The 21,945-nt window shown below is 49.7% G+C and carries 15 protein-coding genes; 5 read left to right on the plus strand and 10 right to left on the minus strand.

Annotated elements, in window-relative coordinates:
- Positions 1-4: 4 nt before the first annotated feature.
- The 4 genes from H6F91_RS04540 to H6F91_RS04555 all read right to left on the minus strand — a co-directional run bounded on the left by H6F91_RS04540 (position 5) and on the right by H6F91_RS04555 (position 7,409).
- Positions 5-382 (minus strand): hypothetical protein, encoded by a 378-nt coding sequence (locus H6F91_RS04540; RefSeq protein WP_190789239.1) that lies wholly within the window; start codon positions 380-382, stop codon positions 5-7.
- Between the two features lie 833 nt (positions 383-1,215).
- Entirely contained in the window at positions 1,216-3,528 is a 2,313-nt protein-coding gene (locus H6F91_RS04545; protein ID WP_190773798.1) for a hypothetical protein, read from the minus strand.
- Positions 3,529-3,870: 342 nt separating this feature from the next.
- Positions 3,871-5,628: an ABC transporter ATP-binding protein gene (locus H6F91_RS04550; protein ID WP_190773799.1), complete on the minus strand. Its 1,758-nt coding sequence runs from the start codon at positions 5,626-5,628 to the stop codon at positions 3,871-3,873.
- Positions 5,628-7,409 (minus strand): ABC transporter ATP-binding protein, encoded by a 1,782-nt coding sequence (locus tag H6F91_RS04555; RefSeq protein ID WP_190773800.1) that lies wholly within the window; start codon positions 7,407-7,409, stop codon positions 5,628-5,630. Before H6F91_RS04555 ends, H6F91_RS04550 begins: the two co-directional genes overlap by 1 nt.
- A 324-nt stretch (positions 7,410-7,733) precedes the next feature.
- Here H6F91_RS04555 and H6F91_RS04560 point away from each other — a divergent pair, with 324 nt between their 5' ends.
- Positions 7,734-9,422 (plus strand): adenylate/guanylate cyclase domain-containing protein, encoded by a 1,689-nt coding sequence (locus H6F91_RS04560; protein ID WP_199307635.1) that lies wholly within the window; start codon positions 7,734-7,736, stop codon positions 9,420-9,422.
- A gap of 443 nt (positions 9,423-9,865) precedes the next feature.
- On the opposite strand, the gene H6F91_RS04565 is transcribed toward H6F91_RS04560, so the two are convergent.
- Positions 9,866-10,450, minus strand: coding sequence for an alpha-ketoglutarate-dependent dioxygenase AlkB (locus H6F91_RS04565; RefSeq protein ID WP_199307636.1), 585 nt, complete (start codon positions 10,448-10,450; stop codon positions 9,866-9,868).
- A 345-nt stretch (positions 10,451-10,795) separates the two neighbouring features.
- Here H6F91_RS04565 and H6F91_RS04570 point away from each other — a divergent pair, with 345 nt between their 5' ends.
- Both H6F91_RS04570 and H6F91_RS27705 read left to right on the plus strand, forming a co-directional pair.
- Positions 10,796-11,347 carry a hypothetical protein gene (locus H6F91_RS04570; RefSeq protein WP_190773802.1) on the plus strand — a complete coding sequence of 184 codons (552 nt, stop codon included), beginning with the start codon at positions 10,796-10,798 and terminating at the stop codon, positions 11,345-11,347.
- A 37-nt stretch (positions 11,348-11,384) separates the two neighbouring features.
- On the plus strand, positions 11,385-11,582 hold the full coding sequence (locus H6F91_RS27705) for a hypothetical protein (protein WP_206754900.1): 198 nt from the start codon (positions 11,385-11,387) through the stop codon (positions 11,580-11,582).
- A gap of 286 nt (positions 11,583-11,868) precedes the next feature.
- Here H6F91_RS27705 and H6F91_RS28525 read toward each other — a convergent pair whose 3' ends face one another.
- A complete protein-coding gene (locus tag H6F91_RS28525) occupies positions 11,869-13,791 on the minus strand; it encodes a helix-turn-helix transcriptional regulator (RefSeq protein ID WP_190789240.1) in 1,923 nt (640 codons plus the stop codon).
- Positions 13,792-15,487: 1,696 nt separating this feature from the next.
- Between H6F91_RS28525 and H6F91_RS04580 the strand changes: the two genes are divergently transcribed.
- Positions 15,488-17,443 (plus strand): hypothetical protein, encoded by a 1,956-nt coding sequence (locus H6F91_RS04580; RefSeq protein ID WP_190773804.1) that lies wholly within the window; start codon positions 15,488-15,490, stop codon positions 17,441-17,443.
- Positions 17,444-17,538: 95 nt separating this feature from the next.
- A complete protein-coding gene (locus H6F91_RS04585) occupies positions 17,539-17,892 on the plus strand; it encodes a DUF6788 family protein (RefSeq protein WP_190773805.1) in 354 nt (117 codons plus the stop codon).
- A gap of 246 nt (positions 17,893-18,138) precedes the next feature.
- Here H6F91_RS04585 and H6F91_RS04590 read toward each other — a convergent pair whose 3' ends face one another.
- From H6F91_RS04590 to H6F91_RS04605, 4 genes are all read right to left on the minus strand, one after another.
- On the minus strand, positions 18,139-19,179 hold the full coding sequence (locus tag H6F91_RS04590) for a glycosyltransferase (RefSeq protein WP_190773806.1): 1,041 nt from the start codon (positions 19,177-19,179) through the stop codon (positions 18,139-18,141).
- Positions 19,180-19,342: 163 nt separating this feature from the next.
- Positions 19,343-20,068, minus strand: a complete 726-nt coding sequence (locus H6F91_RS04595) for an FHA domain-containing protein (protein WP_190773807.1) — start codon at positions 20,066-20,068, stop codon at positions 19,343-19,345.
- Between the two features lie 5 nt (positions 20,069-20,073).
- Entirely contained in the window at positions 20,074-20,745 is a 672-nt protein-coding gene (locus tag H6F91_RS04600; protein ID WP_190773808.1) for a hypothetical protein, read from the minus strand.
- A 35-nt stretch (positions 20,746-20,780) separates the two neighbouring features.
- Positions 20,781-21,713, minus strand: coding sequence for a hypothetical protein (locus H6F91_RS04605; RefSeq protein WP_190773809.1), 933 nt, complete (start codon positions 21,711-21,713; stop codon positions 20,781-20,783).
- Between the last annotated feature and the right edge of the window lie 232 nt (positions 21,714-21,945).

Consider the following 21,945-nt stretch of genomic DNA (forward strand, 5'->3'; position numbering starts at 1 on the left):
AAACCTATGCTTCTAAAAATTTTCGAGCCGCTTCAACAGCCGCATCTAATTCTTCTCGGCTATGTGCCTTCACATTCAGTGTTTTCCCATTGCCTTCTACAACAAGTTCAATAGGTTTTCCGCCAAGACGATCGCCTAAAAATCTACATAATGCTTTTATATTGGTTGGACTTACTTCAGCACTTAGAATTCCAACCAAAAAGCCACCTAACGCTTTATTTCCTTCTGGTGGATTGGGATCAAGAACACGATCAGCTGCTTCAACTTCGTCTAGATCTCTCAATTCATTGAGAAAGCGCCGGGCTTCCCCATCTAACCCTTCTTCATCTAAATTAGGATCTTCGAAACGGATTGTAAATTTAACATTAGAGTTGGCTACCATTCAAATCCTCTTATTTTTCTCAAAATACAGGAAAAATTGAAATTATCTATACTCTATAGCAGAGGAAAATTTTTGTAACGGGCTATAAGCCTTATGTTTATAACGCGAAACAAAAACATTCAGTATGTGTAGCGCAAGATGTATTATTAAGCACCTTTCACTCTTGTGCCGTTGATTGAGCATCTTCTCTAATACAGACACTTTCCACTTCCGTAGAAATCGATTAAGTATAGAATTGGAGCACCATTTACCCCATCTTCTATACTTAGAAACTCTGCAAAAATAGTGTTGCTAAATGAGGTCATGAAACGAGATGTGAAACCTAAGTTTCCACATCTCGTTTCTGATAGAATCAGTAGATCGCAGACGAGCGTTTGGGCGTGCAAAACACACTCAAACGCTCGTCTGCGATCTACTTAATGCATCTTTCAGTCTATCGATTGCTATCCAGGTGCAAAACACACTCAAACGCTCGTCTGCGATCTACTGAGGATCTTACATAAGCTAAGAGAAGTAACACGGGCCTCGTCCGCACTACTTCTCACAACTCATCTCGCAAAACTCGGACACACCCGACTGCTATAGCTTTATTTACAGCGCTTTGCGCTTGAATCAGCTACGGTTGTTTTGTGAGAGCCGCGCGGAGCGCGGCTCTCACAAAACAACAGGATTTTAAGCGCTTGAAAAGCGCCGTAGCAACTGGACATAAGCCTTAAGGTACTAAGGGCTTGAGATAACACAACTTACATCAAATCTGGTTGAAGAACCCTGATGCGCCGCGCCACTGCACATCAGGTTCTTCAACCGGAGATCCTATTATGCTTATCAGGCTCCTAACGGTAACAGTTCACCTGTTGCAGTAAGGATTGCCGAAGCCTCGCATCTTGAAGAGTTTGAATTACTTGCCGAGCCTGAGACATTTGACCCAGTTGGGCATATCTGAGGGCGATCGCCCCCAGCAAACTCCCCCGATCGCGGTCATCCTCCATGCTGAGAGGTGCTTCACCACCGCGAATCATAACCGTTTGCGATTCGTCTCCGGGTACGGTACGGGCCACCTGAAATGCCTGATTGAGCAGAGTAGCGGCTTGGGGGCGATCGTCCATTAAGCGGTAGCGATCGGATAAGGAGATAAACCAGAAGGATTGCAATGCCGGGTCATTCAACCGAGTGATTCCTGTTTCAACGGTTGGGAAATCACCCATCTGGATTGCTTTTTCGATCGCCTCATTAATTTTAGCTAGCCGCTCTGAAGGCTCCGGAATCGCCTCGGCGACTCGTAATGCCGCACGGGGTTGCTTGTTAAAGGCTAACTGCTCAGCCAGTGTTCGCAAAGCATAGGTATGGCTAGTACTATCCTCAATAGTTTGGGCGGCAGCAATGGCTTGATCCAGCATTTGTATGGCCTGTTCCTCTTGCCCAGAGGTCAAGTAAGCTTGAGCGATCGCCCCGAAAACAGCCGTTTGAGTTGAGGCATCGTCAATGGATGCAGCCTGTGCAATCGCTTGATTAAACAACGTTGTCGATTGTTCTGACTGCCCCAGCAGTTTTGACTCAGCTGCAATGATGGCCAGAATCCGGGGTTGAAATCCCAGATCAACGTTTGCTTCCTGGGCAATGGGTAATGCGGCGTCGATATCACCCTGGTGTGCTAAGCCCCGAGCCGTTTTTGAAAACAAGTTATCGCGCCAACTGGCAAAACTGGGTGGAATTTGTTTAGTAATTTGTAGAGCTGCATCATAGCGCTGATCAGCAATCGCACGTTCTCCCAGAGCCGTCAATACATCCACTCGGTCGAAGGGTATTTCTTCCCCCGCTTGAATCGTTTGGGCAATGCGCACACCATAGTCATAGCGTCCCCGTTCAGCCACCTGATCCATTAATTGTTGACGAGCCGAGTTCTGGGCATTGACATCCGGAATGGTTCCCAGCTTTTCAATAGCCTGACCCAGTCGGGTTTCAGCGCGGTTTTCTTCGCCAGCCTGAGCATAGAGCAGAGCGATCGCCCCCAACCCAGGAGCTTGCACAGCCGGGTCCGCGATCGTTTGCACCGTTTCGTCGGCCTTGGCAATCAGACCACCTGCCTCACCATAACGTCGGGCTACGGCCACCAGTGCCGTATCAGCGGTTCCCAGCGATCGCGTCTCACTTACAGCTTGTCCGTAAATTTCATCGGCCTGCTGTGGCTGCTGGGCCGTAAGGTGCCCGGCGAACGCAGCCAGCGGGATCACTCGATCCTGAGTAGGCAAACTTTGCAGCACCTCCAGAGCCCGGCCAACCTGCCCCTTTTCTCGGTACTGTTCGGCAACAGCCACCATGACTGTGGCTGTATATCCAGGCACCGGGATGGATTGCGCGATGGAAAGGGCGCGATCGGGCATATCAATTTGTTCGTAAATGCTGGCAATCCGTTCCAGCACAGCAGCTCGGCGGTAAGGGTTGGGGTCGTTGATAGATTGGGCTAAGGGTAGCGATCGCTCAAGGGTACGGGCTGCAAGATCTGACTGTCCGGCATTTTTATACGCTTCGGCAATGCCATTCAGGGCGATCGCCTTCAGCTCGGCCCCCTGAATGGTATTACTGGCAATCATGGCCTGTCCCAAAATATTAACGCTCTGGTCGGGCTGCCCCACCTGGGTGTAATCGTTCGCCAGAGCCGTTAAGGTACGGGTTTTAGATGCACTGTAGCTAGGGCTAATGGTTTGTGCGACATCAAAAGCAGCCGATAGAACGGCGATCGCGGCCTGAGGCTGTTGAGGCGAGACAGATTGCATCAGCCGGTCGAGGGGGCTACTGTAGGCAACATTTTCCCCCAAGCTCCCTACCAGACGTTCCAGCAAACCGATTCGGGCAGAGCCATTGGGCATCACCCGGATACGTTGCAGGATCATCACCAGGAGCTGAGAACCATACTCAATACGACCATTAGTGATAGCCTGCTCTGCCTGCTCTAACCCCATGTTTAATAAGGCTTCTTCAGATTGTTGCCGCTCAGTCTGGCAGGTGGGTGCTGCGTTTTGAACCGATTGCGCTACCAGGACAGCAGCCAAAACAGGTTGAAGTGCGCTACTTGTGGCGATCGCAGAACTGACACACAAAATAGTGCTGATTTTCCAGAGAACTTTATGAGGCTTAAAGGAAGACATTTGACATTTCTAGCCATAGATAATGTGAAGAGCGACGATACTGGAACAACAATCTACGGTTTTCCAGACGTGCCTCATGCATTCGCATTTACGATCCAAGACGCTGATGGATCAATCTAGGTGCCTTCAAATTACAACGTTGTTCAACAGACCGCCTGTATGAATCGTTTTTTGAGGGTGCGAGAGGTTGCACAGCCAAGCGAGCAACCCACACAGGAGATCCAGGGTAGGGAGGCGCTGCCTCCTACCCTGAAAGCTTTGCGGGTGTGGCAAGCCTTGCCTGCCACACCCGCAAAGCTAAGTTTTTAATCTGCACAAGCGGGATGCACCCTTCTGGATGTTTTAATCGGCTCCCATTTGGAGGGCATAGAGATTGGCATAGACACCCTGACGAGCCATCAGTTCGGCATGAGTGCCGCGCTCGGCAATCTGGCCCTGTTGGATGACGAGCACCTGATCAGCCTGGGTAACGGTGCTGAGACGGTGGGCAATGACAAAGCTCGTGCGGTTTTGGAGGAGACGGGCGATCGCCTCCTGCACCAATGCCTCTGTCCGCGTATCAATGCTGCTTGTCGCCTCATCCAGAACCAGAATGCGGGGATTGACCAGCACAGCCCGAGCAATGCTCACCAACTGCCGCTGTCCCTGGCTGAGGGGAGCACCGCGTTCTCCCAGTTGAGTGCTGTAACCCTGGGGAAGGGTCGTGATAAATTCATGCACATTGGCGGCTTGAGCGGCGGCTTCAATTTCTGCATGGCTGGCATGGGAAGCACCAAAAGCAATGTTTTCAGCCACAGTGCCACTAAATAGCAGGTTATCCTGCAACACAATCCCGATCTGACGGCGCAAACTGGCCTGAGTCACCCGCCGCACATCCAACCCATCAATTTTGACGGCCCCATCCGTCACATCATAAAACCGCAGAATCAGGTTGATAATCGTACTTTTTCCCGCGCCTGTGGGCCCCACTAAGGCAATCATTTGCCCCGGTTCCGCGATTAAGTTGACGTCGTTCAAGACCCGCTGGTTAGGGGTGTATCCAAAAGACACGTTTTCAAAACGGACTTCCCCCTGAATGGGTGGCATCTCCCAGGCATTAGGGGCGTCCTGCAATTGGGCGGGCTCATCCAACAGGAAAAAGATGCGATCCAACCCTGCCAGAGCCGACTGCGCCTGAGTATAAAACTGGCTCAGAATTTGAATGGGACGGAAAAACTGCTGCACGTATAGCAGAAAGGACGTAACCATTCCTACGGTTGCGGCTCCTGTCACGGCCAGGTAGCCCCCGTAGGCCATTACCCCTGCGGTTGCAAGAGTATTCAAAAAGTCGATTGAAGGTAAAAATGCTGCCGTTACAGCTACCGCCTGTACATTGGCTCGACGATTAGCAGCATTGAGGCTGTCAAACTCTTCAATGTTGAGCTGGGTGCGGTTAAAGGCCTGAGCTTCGCGCACGCTACCAATGTCTTCTTCTAACTTGGCGGAGAGTTCGCCAATGGTCTCGCGGGTAACCCGGAACCGCTGTCTGGCCCAGCGCGAGAAGAACCCGGTCGTAAATACCATCAAGGGCACCACCAAATTGCTGAGCAGCGCAAGCGGCACATTAATAGAAAACATGGCAATAATGATGCCCACCAGGCTGAAGGTCTGGCCCAACATCTGGGGAATGGTGAGACCGAATGCCTGATTTACGGTGTTGACATCATTAATTAAGCGGCTCATCAGATCGCCCGCTTCACTGCGATCGAAAAAGCTGACGGGCAAACTTTGAATTTTAGTGAAAATATCTTCCCGCAACTGGCCCAGCAAGCGCTGCATGATCGAACCCATGCGCAAGATTTGACCGCGAGTTGCCCACACCCCCAGGCCATAAATCAGGGCTAGAAAGATCAACAGTTGCACCAATCCAGGCCAATTGCCCTGAAGAATCAGGTGATCGATAGCCCAACCAATCAGCAACGGACCAATAGACAGGCTAGATGCACCCAACAGAACGAGTAGAAACGCGACCGGAAGTTCATCCCGGTAGGGTAAAAAGTACTGGAGAAAACGGCTCAGGGTCGAGGCTTTGAGTTTGGCATCGGTTCCAGCTTGCATCATTAAATTACCTCCTGACCCTGCTTTACCTGAGATTCCAAAATCACCCCATACAGAGGGCTGGTACGCATCAGCTCTTCATGGCTGCCCTGGGCGACGAGACGGCCTCTGTCCATTAGCAAAATGCGGTCAGCGGTACGTACCGTACTAATCCGCTGCGCTACCACAAACGCGGTACAGGTACGCCGACGCATCAGGTCGTCGAGAGCTGCTTGAATTTGGGATGCGGTTTGGGCATCTACAGCGGATGTGCTGTCATCCAGAATCAAAACACTATAGTCGGTGAGGAGGGTGCGAGCGATCGCCACCCGCTGCTTCTGCCCACCCGACAGACCTACCCCCCGTTCGCCCACAATTGTGTCGTAGCCCTCGGGCAAACTCATTATAAAGTCATGAATTTGCGCAGCCTTTGCCACCTCAATGACCTGTTCCAGCGTAGCCTCTGGTTTGGCATAGGTCAGGTTGTCAAACAGGGTGCCTGAAAACAGCGTAGTTTCCTGAAAAACAATACCGATGTGCGATCGCAAACTCTCCAGGGTGAAGTCGCGTACATCCCGCCCATCAATCCGCACAGCTCCCGATGTGACGTCATAAAACCGGGGCAATAAATTCACCACCGTACTTTTTCCGGATCCCGTCATGCCGAGAATCGCGATCAGCTCATTGGGTTTGGTTTCAAAAGAAACGTTGGAGAGGGTAGGAACTGTGGCACCCGGATAGCGAAAGGAGACGTTTTCAAAGGTGATGCGCCCACCACAAGTTGTAAAGGGAGCCGCATTGGGGCGATTGCGAATTTCAATCTCGGCATCCACCACTTCATAAACTCGTTCAGCAGAGACAGCGGCCTGAGCGATCGCCGGAGCCGCGAATCCAATTAATAACACGGGTTGTAAGATCAGGATGAGATAGGAGTTGAACGCTACCAGTTCTCCCACCGAAAAGCGGCCCCCTATCACGGCCGCGCCACCATAGCCAATAACGGCGAGTGTCACCAAATTGCTCAGTAGAAAGATAAATGGAAAGGTGTTACGAATCGCCCGTACGGTTTTCATGTTCGCAGCCACCAGATCATGATTGAGATTGGTGTAGCGCTCCGTTTCCACCGACTCACGCACGAAGGCTTTCACCACTCGCACCCCCAACAGGTTCTCTTGCAGCACTCCGTTCAGATCGCTGAGCTGTTCTTGTACCTGGCGAAATAACTGACTATTGCGTTGCAGGAAGCGTGCCATCAACCATCCCGACATGGGCACAACGGTCAGACTGATGAGTGCTAGTTCCCAATTCATCAGCAGCAAGATCACGGCGATCGCCAACAACGTTACCGAACCACTGATCACCTGAATCAAACTGGTGCTGAGAAAGGTACGGATTTGTTCAATGTCACTGGTGACACGGGTCAGCAGTTGTGAGGTCTGCGATTGATCGTGATAACTAAAGCTGAGGTTTTGAATTTTGCTAAAAATACGATTGCGCAGGTCATACACAACACTTTGAGACAGAGCCTCGGCGCAGAAGCTTTGGCCAAAGTTGAAGAGGCCACGGGCGATCGCTGCCACCACCAACCCCGCCGCACTATAAAGCACAACAGTTAAATTCTGCTCCGCAATCCCCTGGTCGATCGCCCATCGAAATAGCTGTGGCGTAGCGGCATAAGCAGCAATTAAGCATAGAGCGCTCCCTAACGTCCCCAGGGTGAGCCAGGGGTAAGTTTTGAGATTTTCTAGAACCCGCTGCAGCGGTTGGCGGGATGACGGTTCCGAAGGCTGGGATGACTGAACCAACGCTGGACTCCTGCGACACCTGACGAACTCTTAAACCGTAACAGGTCAAACATGAGTTCGAATAGCGTTGGAGGGGGTGATCTTATAACCCCTTCCGATCTAGTAGATCCGAGAAATAGATGTGAAACATCGCCCCACATTCATCTCACGCATCTATCAGATCGGAAAATACTGTGTAAAGCACGATACATTTTGACCCTAATCGGGCAATACTAATGGCATCAATGACTTAGGAAAACCCTACTTTGCAATCTTCAGGTCGGTGGTTGGAAGTGGTATCTAGCAGAAAGGTACGAGTTCGAGCCCGTGGAAACAGGATATCGTGTGACAGAGAAGGTAAAGCGCTCTAGACGCGCATGGGTCAAGACAGCTCAATCGACATTAGCCAATTGGCTACTTGGGTTAGCGAACCGACTAGAGCCAGGAAACAGAGAGCAGAGTTTACAGATTCCGCCTCCCAGAAAAAATATCCCTTCTATAGTCCCTGCAAGACCTGAGAATGAGGGCGATCGCCTGACTGCCCTGAAGCGCTATGAAATTTTGGATAGCGCGGCTGAAGAAGAATTTGACGATCTCGTTCGTCTGGCATCTTACATCTGCGGCACACCGATCGCGCTGATCAGCCTAACCGATTCGCATCGGCAGTGGTTCAAGTCAAAACTGGGAACACCTCTGCCAGAACTGCCGCGAGAAATGACCTTCTGCTCCCATGCCATTCTCGAACCCATGCAACCGATGGTGGTGCAAGACGCTTTAGATGACGATCGCTTCGCCGACAATCCATTAGTCTCTAACGATCCCAACCTGCGATTTTATGCCGGACATCCCCTGGTCACCCCCGACGGTTATCCATTGGGAACGCTTTGTGTGATGGATTATATTCCCCGCCACCTCAACTCAGCTCAGCTTGAGGCACTACAGATGGTAGGGCGCTGTGTCATGACACAAATGGAACTCCGGCTGAATCTCAAACGTCTGGAACACCAACGCACACAGCAACAAGAAACGGAAGCCAAACTGCGAGCATCTGACCAGCAGGTCGTCAATTTGCTGGAACACATGACAGATGCTTTCCTTGCCACCGATCGCCAGGGACACTTTAGCTACATCAACCAGGAAGCAGCGACTATTTTGCAACGGGAGAAGCATCTTCTTTTGGGGCACGTGATTTGGGACGTGCTGCCAGAGTTGATTGGGTCTACCTTTGAGCAAAAATTTCGGTGGGCATTAGCGCACCAAACAAATGTGGTTCTGGAAGAATTCTATAAACCCAGCAACCGATGGTTAGAGGTACGCATCTTCCCGTCCTATGATGGAGTATCTGTCTTCTTCCATGACATTACGACGCGCAAAAATACGGAAGTGGCTCTGCGCTTGGCGCAAGAGAAATCCGATCGCCTGTTGTTGAATATTATTCCCCAATCAATTGCTGAGCGGCTAAAACAGAATTCAGCCGCCATTGCCGATGACTTTGAAGATGTCACGGTTCTGTTTGCCGATATTGTCGGTTTTACAGAACTGAGTAGCCAGGTGTCACCGATTAAGCTAGTCGGATTACTCAATCAGATTTTTTCTGTCTTTGATCGATTGGCTGAACAGCATGGGTTAGAAAAAATCAAAACCATTGGGGACGCATATATGGTTGCAGGGGGGTTACCTGAGCCCCAGCCCAATCATGCAGAAGCTGCAGCACGAATGGCACTCGATATGCAGCAGGAAATCATCCAGTTTACAGCCCGAGAAAACCAACCCATTGCTCTGCGCATTGGTCTTCACACGGGCCCGGTGGTAGCAGGGGTTATTGGTTCCCGAAAGTTCAGCTACGACTTGTGGGGAGATACAGTGAATATTGCCAGCCGGATGGAATCCTGTGGGGTGAGTGGTGGCATTCAAGTCACCGATTCAACCTATGAGCGTTTGCGCGACCAATACTGGTTTGAACCCCGAGGCATGGTCAGCGTTAAAGGAAAAGGCGAGATGATGACTTACTGGCTAAAAGGAGCCATGCCATAGGGGCCAAGACGTGCCTTAAAAGCTGCTACGCGAGTTCTCTATGTTTAGGAAATTCCTGTTGTGTGTGGTATACGAAGCACATCACACAACAAAAATGCGTAAGTCCTGAACCTGTAATTCCTTTTAGGGGAGTGGCGGCTTAGCCACTCCCCTAAAAGGAATTACAGGTTGTTTCATTTGTGATCCTAGGAGTTTTTGTTTGTACGCTCGTGTATAAACATTCAATCCCGAAAGCAAGGTCTAGCAGTCCGTCAATGTTTAGGTGTGGGGTAACCCCACACCTAAACATTAAATTCCAGGACTTTTTGAGGGGTCTACGGCCCCTCAAAAAGTCCTGGATAGAAGACTAGTATGCTGAGGCGGAAATCCATCACCTATGTTTTTGTGTGGGGTGCGAAGCACCCCACACAAAAACATAGTATGCAAACTTAGGCGGCAGCCTACTAGCCAATCACACGAAAGGTTAAGTTGATGCGGGGTGAAACGGGACGTTTGGTTTTAGGAATCTGGTGCTGCCAGTGATGTTGCGTTGCCCCTCGCATCAGTAAGAGACTTCCTGAGGTGAGTTCCACTTGATGCTTCAGGGTTTTATCAAACCGATGCCGCAACATAAATCGTCGGGTTCCTCCCAAACTGAGGGAGCCGATAACTGGATTGTGTCCCAATTCGGGTTCATCGTCACTGTGCCAACCCATGCTGTCATTTCCATCCCGATACAGGTTGAGAAGCACACTGTTATACACAACGCCCGAGATAGCATCGGCCTTTACTTTTAGATCAAGCAACGGTGGTATCCAGGGGGTTGGCATCATCGTGAGATTTGAGTAAGTATAGGATTTACCGGGATCTCCATACCAGGCTGTGAGTCGGGGTTGCAGCAGCGATCGCCCAAACAATGTAATAGCATCCTGCCGCCATTGAATACGCTGAGTCAACTCTGTCAGGAAGCGATCGCTCTCCGATACATTCAAGAAGTTGGGGTAAAACTGGATGTCTGCATCGGGTAGGGGCAAGGAAAGCTTGAGCATATAACGCAGCAACGGAAGATTAATGAAGTTTAATACCAGTTCAGAATGAAGATGTCGCTGACTTCGTGACCCACCCGAGTTCCCATAGAAGGTGGGGTGCATCCTGATTCGGAAGAAATACAAGCCTGAGCAATATCATCGAGCAACAGGTAAAAGGCGCCAACGGGAACAACAGGGTAATAGAAATCTGACAAAAGTAAGAATTAATCGCAGATGACCCTAAATAAATGGTAATTCCTTCCAAATTTAAGCTAAAAGTAATGCAGGACTCGTACGAGTGATCGCAAGATTCAATACGAGGGCAGAAATCAACTATCCACCTATTTGATATCCGAGAATACACCTATGGCAGCCAAAAGAGGGCGATCGCCCGCAGCCGCAACCATCACTCAAAATTCCATTGACGAGGCGTCCGCCGCTTTAGAGGGATTGCCTGAAAAACCCAAGACCTCCTGGTCGCTTCGAGAAGCTGTTAATCAATTGCAGGGAACCATTAATGCAGCTCTAGAGCGGGGTTATTCCCACCAGGAAGTAGCAGAAATGCTCGGCGAGCAAGGTATTCGCATCAGCCCGGCTTCTCTCAAGTCTTATCTAGCAGCGATCAATCGTGACGCAGGTTCGTCGGCTCCCAAGCGGCGACGTTCGTCAGCCAAAGCGAGTGCCCCCGAAGAAGCGGCTGCTCCCGAAGAAGCTCCCGCACCTGAGCCTACCCCCGCGCCCGAAAGCCAAGCTGAAGAAGCACCTGCGCCTAAGAAGACTCGGGGACGGGGCACTGGTCCTCGCACCGCTAACAAAGCAAAAGCCCCCGCTGCGAAAACAAAGAAAACTGGTACTGAGTCCGGTGCCCCTCGAGGCCGTCGGAAGAAGACGGATTCAGCTGCTAAAACAGCGTCCTGATGCTTAAAGCCACAAATTAGGAAGCGTGCAGGGGCGAATGACCTATTCGCCCTATTTTTGGCTGCAATCTCATCTTTTGTGGGAGCAGGTGGCTTTGCCACCGCTCCCACAAAAAGAATTGCAAGTTGTTAAATGCAAGGTTCTTAGGGCTAAGGAGATTTCCAGCAATGAAATTACCCCCCAGGATGTTGGTGTTTTGCCCGCGAAGCGGGCAAAACACCAACATCCTGGGTAAATTCTTATGCAGAAACGTCCTAAGAGGATTATTTTCTAAAAGCTGTGTTCCAAGTTGCCTTTCAAAAATAACTGGTCCTCACAAGATTGTGTAAGGCAAGAAAATTACGACTGACTAGTAGGCTGGGGCAGAAGTGTACAACCTAATTTTTTGTGGTGGGGTGCTTCGCACCTCACCACAAAAAATAGGCAACGAACTTAGGCCGTAGCCTACTAGGATCTTTCAGAGGTGTTTCTTCGTGCGCTAAGTGCTCAAAAAATATCTCTTCCAGCCATTAAGACATACCCTAGTCCTGATCCGGCTGGTTATCAAAATCACCCAGTAACGCTTTAATTTGCTTCAGGTGCTTTGGCTGAATGGTTCGCTGACCTTTGAGCCAGCGGGTGACCAGGGAGCGATCAACTTGCAGAGTATCGGCCAGCTGTGCCTTTGTCATGCCCTTCGCTTCCAAAGCGGCCTTGATGGCTTCACCCGTCAAGGCAGGGGGTTGGGGAACCGCGCGAGACGCCTTTAGGGCAATAGGTGCATGGCCTCCTAGCTTCTCTTGAATTTTGACAGAAGGTTTAATAATAACAATGGCTTTCAGCCATATAGATAGCCAATTACGTGGGCGATAGCCTGAATCCACATCCTCATTCAGCGACCAGGTGGGGCGAATGCTCTCTGGATAAGTGGCCGGATCAAAGCCGATTTCCCATCCCAATTCTTTGAGGGTGAGCAATGCACTATCCCACTGATTGATTAATTTGACCCGACGCAGGCGATCCTTGCGCAGGGCATCTAGTAAATCCTTTGGTTCTAACCGTTCCAGCAGCGTTTGTACTTCATAGCGGCCATCATCGCGAATGCGGCTCATGATAGTCAGGAAAATAGCCAGCTTGGATGCTAAGCGTTGACGATAGGGGTTGATTTGCAGCGTACTCTTCGCAAGATAGCCGTATTGAAAGAGAGATTCTCTTGCGTGAGTATCACTAGCATTGAGGAATTTTTCAGTCCAGATTCCCGGACGTACTTTTATATATAGTTCATCCGGATCACCCGCTTCATACGTCGGTGAATCGGGCTGATTCATATCCATGGTTAATGCTAGTTGACCCGCATACCCCAAGCCCTCCAGAATCCACATTGGACCTCGTTCAACGTTATAACGCTTGGCTCCAATGTTAATGTTCTTGACTAAAACGGAAAGGCTACAAACCAGTTCTACCAAGTGTCCGATCTTCTTCAGTTTTTGAGCGATGGTGATATCGGTACGCTTATCCCAACCGAACAGGCGGATCAGATCTGTACCTCGTAACCGAATTTGCTCAGCCCAGGGCTCCTCTGAATCGGTCGCGTAAGAGGAAAAGATCAGAAATACATAGGCTGCTTCTGGACCAAACTGTTGAATAATTTCCCAGGCCGCTTTGCCAGGAACTAACTCAATCTGTTGACTAGACGGGCTCTGGCGTACAATCTGGTGCTGGATGAAGCCTTCCCCTACCAGCTTTTTCCAGTAGGGATACTCTCCATCCTCCCATTGGGAATTGATGAGTGCCTGAGCTCCTGTCAGGATGGGATACCCTGTTGCAACCCGTTCCATTTCCGTATCCTGAAACAGTGGTTCACGGCTCGTTGTTCCATGGCTGGACTTTAGCCCCAACAATTTGTCAATTTCCGCTGCACTGTGGCCGGACAAATTTAGGTGGCGTAACCACTGACTGGCCGTGTGGAAGGCACAAGCACTAACAACGAGGGATTCACGCCATTCATCACTGTCGGTTAAATCAGCACCAGACTCCAGGGACAACATGCCGACCACAGCACAGTCAGCAGGCATTAAATCTTCGCGACGCCATTGTTCAAGCCGCACTAATATCCAGTTTGCAGATTGTTCCCAGAACTCATCGGTTTTTAAGACTGAACGAAATCGACGTTCCAGCCGCATCATCGTCTCTTTTTGTAGAGCACCGATTTTTTCAGTTTCGTCGTAGAGGTTGATAACATCGGCATCGTTCTGTAATCGCGCATTTGCCAAATGCAATCGAAACTGATTGATTCCGGTGGCAACGTTGACCAACACTAAATTGAGGAAAGACTTACCCGCTTTTAACTTTGCCGCGTACTGTTGCATCTGTTGTTGGTTCAACGCAATGGATGCAAGGTCAGAGGCAAGCGGCTCAGTCAGAACGGATGTTGAGTCGAGAGTGAGATTGTTAAACTGAGTCACGGGTTTTACGCAAAGCTTATCCACATCGGCATAGTATACTTCCGAGATCGAAAGATCTGGATCATCTTCCAGATAAATGTCAATAGACTTGACTGAGCGATCGCCTTCATCCACTTCCTAAAAAAATTAGATAGCTTCACTAGCATGGGTTTTAGCGATCGCGCCTACTCTTTCTCATTGCTTTTAAAGACTAGGATCGTGTAACTTTCTGACTAGGATCGATAAACATATTAGACAAGTGACTGATATACCCTCTCAGAGAGGGACCCAAGTACCGCTTGAAACACTGAATAATTGGTAATTTTTCTAGTTGTCAATTCAGGACTCAATAAAAGCTAGAATTTGGCAAAAGTTTAACTTTCTTAACAATTGACACAATTGACCTGGATTCTAGAATCCTATTACATTTGTCAATTCTTGAATGGGCAACGTGCCGGAACCCTTTTCAGTAACTGGCAACTCTCCCTCATTTACAAGGCATTGGCCAAAAGTCCTTCTATGGTTTTATCCACAGGATGGAGTACTTTGAGCCTGTAGTTGGATGCGTTGAAAGGGATCATCTATGCCCTCGCCAACCCACTCAACTATCGATCCAAACACTCATTCGCCTCGATATGGTGGTTAGGGAAATCGAGCGTTTTCCTAAATTGACAAATTGACTTGTCGTTCTAGAGTCCAGCAACATCTGTCAATTTTACCGGCAGCTACAGGTCGATTGACAAATTGACTTGTTGTTCTAGTATCAAGCAACATGGAGTGCCTGTGCTCTGGCTTTGTTGACCTCGCTCAGCTCGATCAATCATGGGTTTCAGGTCAGTAGAACCGGATTGACAAATTGACAGGCCACTCTAGAATCTTGCAACGTTTAGGATAATCCTAGCAATTCTCATTTTGGAATCCAACCCGAAAATAGCCCGTCTTCGGCGGGCTATTTTCGGGCTTCAAAGCTGAGAGTTCCTGCCCTTCGGGCAGGAACTCTCAGCTTTGAAGCTCATACTGAGAATTGCTGCCTCTTAAGGGTTCGAATTGACAAATTGACAAGCCACTCTAGAATCTTGCAACACACCCTATTTTTCTAGCGTTGACAAAGTTGACAGGTTCTCTAGTATCCTAAAACATTGCGTTGACAGATTTGACCAAGGCTCTAGAATGCCATAACAAAAATTTCCGAGAGTCTTCCTTCTTGCTCAAAGCTCTAATACTGGACAACCTGGATTTGCCTATGTTTAGTGGTGTAAGGTGCAAAGCACCCTACGCCACTAAACATTAAGTTGGCTGCTGCCATCGAGCTCTAGGATGCTACAACAAAAGCCCTGGAAGCCTTGCTAGAGGTCTAGAATAGCGCTACGAAAAAATTTAGTACTGAATTTTCGCCGCTAGGATCTGCCAACAAAGAGATCTGGCAACTTACGCAAAATCAAGGGTTGTAGCTCTAATTGCCAAATCTAAGAACTATTTAGATACCGATGGTTGACTAACTCAGCTTTGCCAAAAACAGGTTGTTTAATGATCAAACATAATCATCAGCCAGCATAGTATCCGCTGGTCTGTACTTTTGCGCGACCCCTCAATTTCTAGGGGGTTGGTTCTGCATAGCCTATGCAGCAACTCACCCTTTGGAATTTTGTCTGGGTATGTTTGTCGTGCTTTAGCTTCGAGTCCCTGGTTGGGAGGCATCCTGATTGCTATAAACCCTATGAAACAGACCCATACAATTCGGTTTGAAAGTGTTCGTGAATGGGGAGATGCATTTCTATCTCTGTTTCCCCATAGGTTTGACTATATTTTTGCGCCCCATGCCAATCCAGGTGAAACGCCTGCATGGCGAACTGAAAGCCGCCATCCATTGAGCGATCGCCTTATTCAACAAGGGGCTTATCTCTATGGTGTTCGCTTTGGTGCAGAAACCAACTATGGCCTTTTAGATATTGACTCTGGGAGTCGCTATCACCCCAAACACGACCCGTTGGCTATCTCACGGATTGCAGCTGCGTTAGAACCCATAGGTTTGGTTCATTATGTTGCCTGCACCTCTAGCTACAGCGGTGGCTTGCATTTGTACTTTCCGTTTCAGAATGCGCAAAGCTCGTGGCAGCTAGCGATCGCCCTCGCTTGCCTCTTAGAAAATGCTGGATTTAAAATCCAGGCCGGACAACTTGAGATTTTTCCAAATCCTAAACCCTATGGAGTGGGAGGGAACCTCAGTTTGTTTAATGCCCACCGATTACCGCTACAAAGCGGTTCCTACCTGCTCAATGAGTCCTGGGAACCTATTTGGAGTGATACGCAAACCTTTGTCAATCGTTGGAAACTGGCTCAACAACGCAACGACATTGATAGTCATGCGTTGAAACGGATCATTAAACAAGCTAAACGGAAGCACTTTGGTATTTCTGGAAAAGCAGAAAAGTTTATCAACGATTTGAATGCTGAGATCGAGGTGGGCTGGACAGGATATGGACAGACCAATCGTTTATTGGGCCGTATTACTATGCGGTGCTATATCTTTCATCACCTACTTTCCGGTGGAGAACCACTACAGGGCGATGCGCTTGTAGCGGAGATTGTTGAAACTGCTCAAGCACTACCGGGCTATCAAGAGTGGTGTCGGCATCAACATGAAATTGAACAGCGGGCTGAGGAATGGGCTCGATGCATTGAACATAGCCACTACTTTCCTTTCGGAAGCCAATCGCAAAAACCAAAACCCGAAGAACGAGGTCCCGAATTAACGGCTGCGATTGACCAATCGCCCTCCTGGAATCAGCGCCAATCAGCTGCAACACGCGATCGCATTCGACGAGCCATCGCTGACTTACTCGAACAAGACAAACTCCCAGCTAAAGCAACCGCTCGGTTTCAGGCATTACTGCAATATGGAATCGGCGGTGCTTCTCTGTATCGTCATCGAGATTTATGGCATCCCAATTATTTAGGAGTTGAGCCCACTCAAGACCCAGCTCATGGTGACAATGCATCTGGTGATAATGCATCTGGCAATACACCTGTGGAAAACCCCCCGAACCCCCCGGCTCTTCATAGAGATGGGCAGTTAGATTGCGCTAAAGGCGCACCTAACTGCCACAGTTCTACAAACTTATTAGCTACGGGAGATGGTGATAACTTACAGGGCAAGGGTTTCAGCGATCGCACTTCTCCTAAATCTCCTAAAAATGGGAGTGATATAGGTGATAGAGCTCCTTCTTCCCAACACGGCATTCCGTTTATTCGTAGAGTGTTGTCTCAGATCAAAGCAACACAGCAATCCCTGCAAGAAACCTTACGGTCGACTCAGAAACAGCATCGTCACCATCAATCTCAGCAGGCGAGGCAACAGCAAATTGCTCGAATGCAGCAGTTTCTGAACTCTGGTGACCCAATTCTGGTGGCTGAAGCTTTAGCTTGGGCGGAGCGTAATCCGGGTGTTCTCCCCACAGATCCAGGTCATCCTTCGTTGTCATCCCTACCTCCTGAGCCTGGTAATCGTTCAGCTCTGATGACGGCTATTCAATCGCAAATCACCCGTTTGAGATGGGCGGATACCCGGGTGTGTGACTGTTTGCATCAACAATTCCATAAAGATTGCCTGACCCAATTAAGTGATGAGGAGTTAAGTCAATGGTTGTCGTGGTTAAGTTCGCAGAGTGAATGACAGGGAAATGAGCCGAAGCACAACCGCATCATGCATCAGCGATGAACACTAGATCTGAATTTGTACATAAGAAGAGTTTCTGTACATAAGAAGCTATGAACCTCGACTTGAATTTTGATAGCCTGCGGCGTACTCTCTATGCTCTTGACTTGGAGCAGGCCAGGCAACTTCGGGATGAGCTGAGTGTTGTAATTCAAACCCTGGAAGAGCGATCGCCTCCCGCTCCTCCGGTTAAAACAAGGGGCCGCGAGATTATAGAGGTTCGCCATCTAGGGATCGGGCCATCTGCTCGTCTTTATCAGCTAGAGCGGATTCGTTGTGGCAAAGCGGGTTGTAAGTGCGCTGGGGAAAATGGCAAGCTACATGGCCCTTACTGGTATGTCTATTGGCGAGATGCAGGCAAGCTGAAGAGCCGATATGTGGGAAAGCGGTTAAAGGTTGAGGAATGAGTCACGGTTTCTATGTTGTATTAACCGCAATTTGAGATAAGCCTTTAACCCGAACTAGTAGGACTCACCCAAGTCCGCTAGGGTGCATCCCAGTTTTATTGATGTGGCGGGCGAAGCCCGCCACATTAATAAAACTGGGTTTTCAATCTGCAAAAGTGAGGTGTACTCAGTCCCTATATCTAGTGCATCGTTGTTGTGGGTGGGGTGCTCTGCACCCCACCCACAACAACGATGCATAAGTCCTGTTCAGGTTATATAAGAGGACAAATCTTGAAGGACTTCGGGGGCGATCGCTCCATTTACAAAGTCTGGTGGCATCTGCCGTTGCGATGCTGGTGCAGTCGCCAAGACCCACTCCAAAACACTCATGACCTCGGGTAGGGAATAGGCAATATGCATGTCTTGATTATTGTTTTGCAGGCGCTTCAGCCGCATTGCCTGGCGATCGTACAGCCGCTTCCAGGGAACCGCAATCAGAGGAACTTTAAGAGCGATGCATTCATGGACCGTGTTATAGCCCCCACTGCCGATTACTACGTCTGCCATCCACAGCACATCCATGGCAGGGTAATGAGCAATCCATGGATAGGGCAGTGTTCCCTTGGGTGGCTCAGGGGCTAGCAGCCTTAGGGTGACTTGAGGAAAGGTATGAGCGATCGCCTCGCTCAACGCCACAAAGAATGCTTGTTCCTCAGGTTGTCCTGCCAGTAGCACCAGCACCAATGGCGATGGATCGTGTGGTTCTACATTCAGAAGGGTACAGGCGGTGGAGCGATCGCCCAGCTCTCCGGGTTGCCGTACCAGCCAGGGGGCACTCTGTCGCACCTGTGGCAAGGTGGCGAAAGGAACAGCCGTTCCTTCCCCAGGAATCCATAACCGTTCGTAATGGCATCGCACAAAGTCCGTCAGATGGTGAGATGCAACATATCGGGGATTTAGATCCCGATGGATCAGGATGCGGGAGCGATCGCTCAACTTAGGCAACAGGTCTGCCAGTTCTCCCACTAACCCCCGTGGAAAGGTATCGACCAATAACCCGGTGTAAGGTAACGTCTTGAGCCATCGCCAAATCTGGTAACAAGCCTCACTTAGGGGAATATCTGGTGCCAGGGTATGAAACTGCAGATTCGGAAGGACAGACAGGTAAGACTGCATGAAGGGGGCATAGGGGCTGTTGGTCAGGATGTGAACAGAGTGATGCTGAGCAAGGGGACGGGCAATGGCGATCGCCCGATTCAAATGTCCCCAGCCGCCACCCATCGCGTAAATCAGCCATCCTGCTTGCATCGGCACCCCTTAACGTAAAGGTTGGATTTTTCAGACACACAGCGCCCGAAAAATCTAAGAATCCGTTTGAAAAGTCCTGAAAAGGGTTGATGTTGCGTACGCAACATCAACCCTTTTCAGGACTTTTCAAACCAGTACTAAAAGGAAGCGTCTTGCTCCAGCATCAACTCGCATCCAGCCGATTCTCAAAATCCATGTCGCCTTCTTCTTCAAAGCTGGAAACATCGGATTCGTTGAAATCAATGCTACGGGTGTAGGGGTTGTAGGAGTAGAGATCGCGGTCACTGTAGTAAGTGTGCCCCCAGTAACCCCTGCCGTAATAGCCATAGCTTGGGTAGTAGCCATGTTCAACCTGAAAGGGATCATGATCTGGACCCGCTAATCCTCCCTGACAATAGGAACAACCTGTGGGATCGGTGCGGCCACAACGGCGTTGAAAGAGAAAACCGATTTTGCGATCGCACCCCTTCTCTGCTGTGGGATCTGTACCGGCACTCAGGGGGGCGGCACCCGTGGCTAGAGGGTTTTCTGAAGCTGCCAGAGAAGCTGTCTCTGGTGAAGCGGCTCCATCGGGTAAGGTTACATGCAGCGTAACAGGCCCCAATTGAAAGGAGCTTTGATCGGCCAACCTGCCCACCGTTACGGAGCCACTCTTAAGCTGTACCCCAATACCACTCTGATCCGTAATCAGCAATTGCCCATCTTGCTCGGTGATCAGGGCATGATACTCGGCTACTTGAGGATGGCCGATGACCGCTCGCGAAACGCGCTGCCCGTCCACCATTCCGGGCATCATCGTAAATTCTCGCCCCAGCGCGATCGGAGTTTCCAGGAATGGTTGCTGGCGTTGCCCAGTAGTGGGGTCGTCCCAGCGCAATTGAATTCGCACAGCCGTTAACTCCCTGCACGATGGAGAGCGTAGGCCAAACCCGCTTGCTGCTCTGGGGTAAGCTCCTTGAAGCCAAAGGGGGCCAGGGCGATCGGCGTTAACGGGTCTTTGGTATATAGCACGGTCTGGTCACTGGCATCTCGCAGGGAGAGTTTGCCTTCCTTCAGCTTCACTTTGTATACAGAAACCTTATCCGGTGTCTCAATCTCAAATCCGTAATCCCGTTGTTTGACCCGATAAATGTCCTGATCAGAGCCGGTTTCGAACTTGTAATCTCCATCACTTTGGCGGCGCAGAATATAAAGTTCTTTAGTTTGGTCTGCATTCTCTACCTTCCACTTGTCAGAATCGCTGACAATGTAGGCCAAAGCCGTATCAGTGGCGTTTTTGACCTTTACCTTTTGGTTGTCATCTACAGTAAATCGTGCCAGTTCATCACCATTGGCTCCTTCGAGTTTGGCTCCATCGCTCCGAAACTCCAACGAGAAGGCTTCCGTGCCATCCTCGCGCTTAAACTTTACTTTTACTTTGCTGGCTTGAGGTGCAACTGCTTCGCTGGAAACCTCTGTTGTAGGAGCTGGCTGTGGGGAGACATTCTGACCGCTACTGCATCCCAAAAATAGCGTCAGCATCAGACCCAACAGGCTATATAGCAATACCCGTAACATCGAACGCATCAAAAACTCCTTGGCATTGGACGAATGAACCGGATTCACGAGGCTTCCGTCTTGTCATCAGATAAAACTTTGGCAAGATTCAGGATGTGATAAAGGCTCAAAAACATCAGGGTGATGGCCTGATAAAGTTGCTCCACTTGTACGTCAGGGTTCTCCGGAGGGGGAAGCATTTTTACCCGAAGATATAGGCTGTTATCCTCCACTTCTAGACGCTTCAAGCTGCAAGTTTTGGGTAATTGGATTGCCTCTCGAGCGGCAGGGGTAAGTACGGGTAAGGCTCCATATTTTTTCCGGGGTACTCGCAAGGCCAGGGCCAGCTCAAACCCCTTAGATTTTGATTTCGTTTTGTATTTTCGCTTACCGCTGCGTCCACGTTTCCAGCCTGCGGCCGTCACCCAACTTTCTGTACAGAGCAGCTGAAACCGGGTTCGATCCAATAGCTCTCCTTCTAGCGTGAGCCATTGATCGTCATAGCGTTTCAGATTCCATCCGGAGCGATGGGGATGGGGTCCATCGAATGTACATTTCTGAATACGGAGTGGAGGGTTGAGGACAAGATGGGTAGAGACGGGAGCCTGCTTGTCCATATCTCGCACCAACATGGTGAGAAGTTTAGGGAGTAACTGATAGCGGTAGTTGGGGATGTTGATGGCAACGTATTGGCCGCGTTTTCGGCTGGTGACGATGATGCCGCCGATCAGCCCAATCAGCACGATGACTAAGGCAATTGTCATGGCTGAGCTAAGGCCAGAAGCCACTATTAGGGCGATGAATACGGCGATCGCCCCCAAAATACACCCAATCATCCATTGGGTCATTTCTCGTTGCTTCTGTTCAATGGTTTGATCCAGCGCCACCACTCGTTTCAGATCCGAGACAATGTGCTGTACCGATGCTTCGGCTTGATATACGGGTGTTTCTCGCAGGCCAACCAGATCATGGTCCTGCACCTCTGTTGTCTTAGCCATGCAACCCACTCACAACATCAATACGACCGTTTTGCTGAAACGGTGAATGCAGGTCACGATGCCTTGCAAAATCCACAATTTCAGTGGAGCGGTCGAGAACCCTGTCACAAAAACAGCCTGTTGTCCTTCGGATCAACCTCCCAATACTCAAAATTCCCCCATGGGGTTAAATCCGGGTTAACAGAAGTCACCTTTGCCTTTACAGTACCTCTGTAGACCCCCACCCTCCGTC

Source organism: Leptolyngbya sp. FACHB-8 (assembly GCF_014695575.1).
GTDB lineage: Bacteria > Cyanobacteriota > Cyanobacteriia > Elainellales > Elainellaceae > Vacuolonema.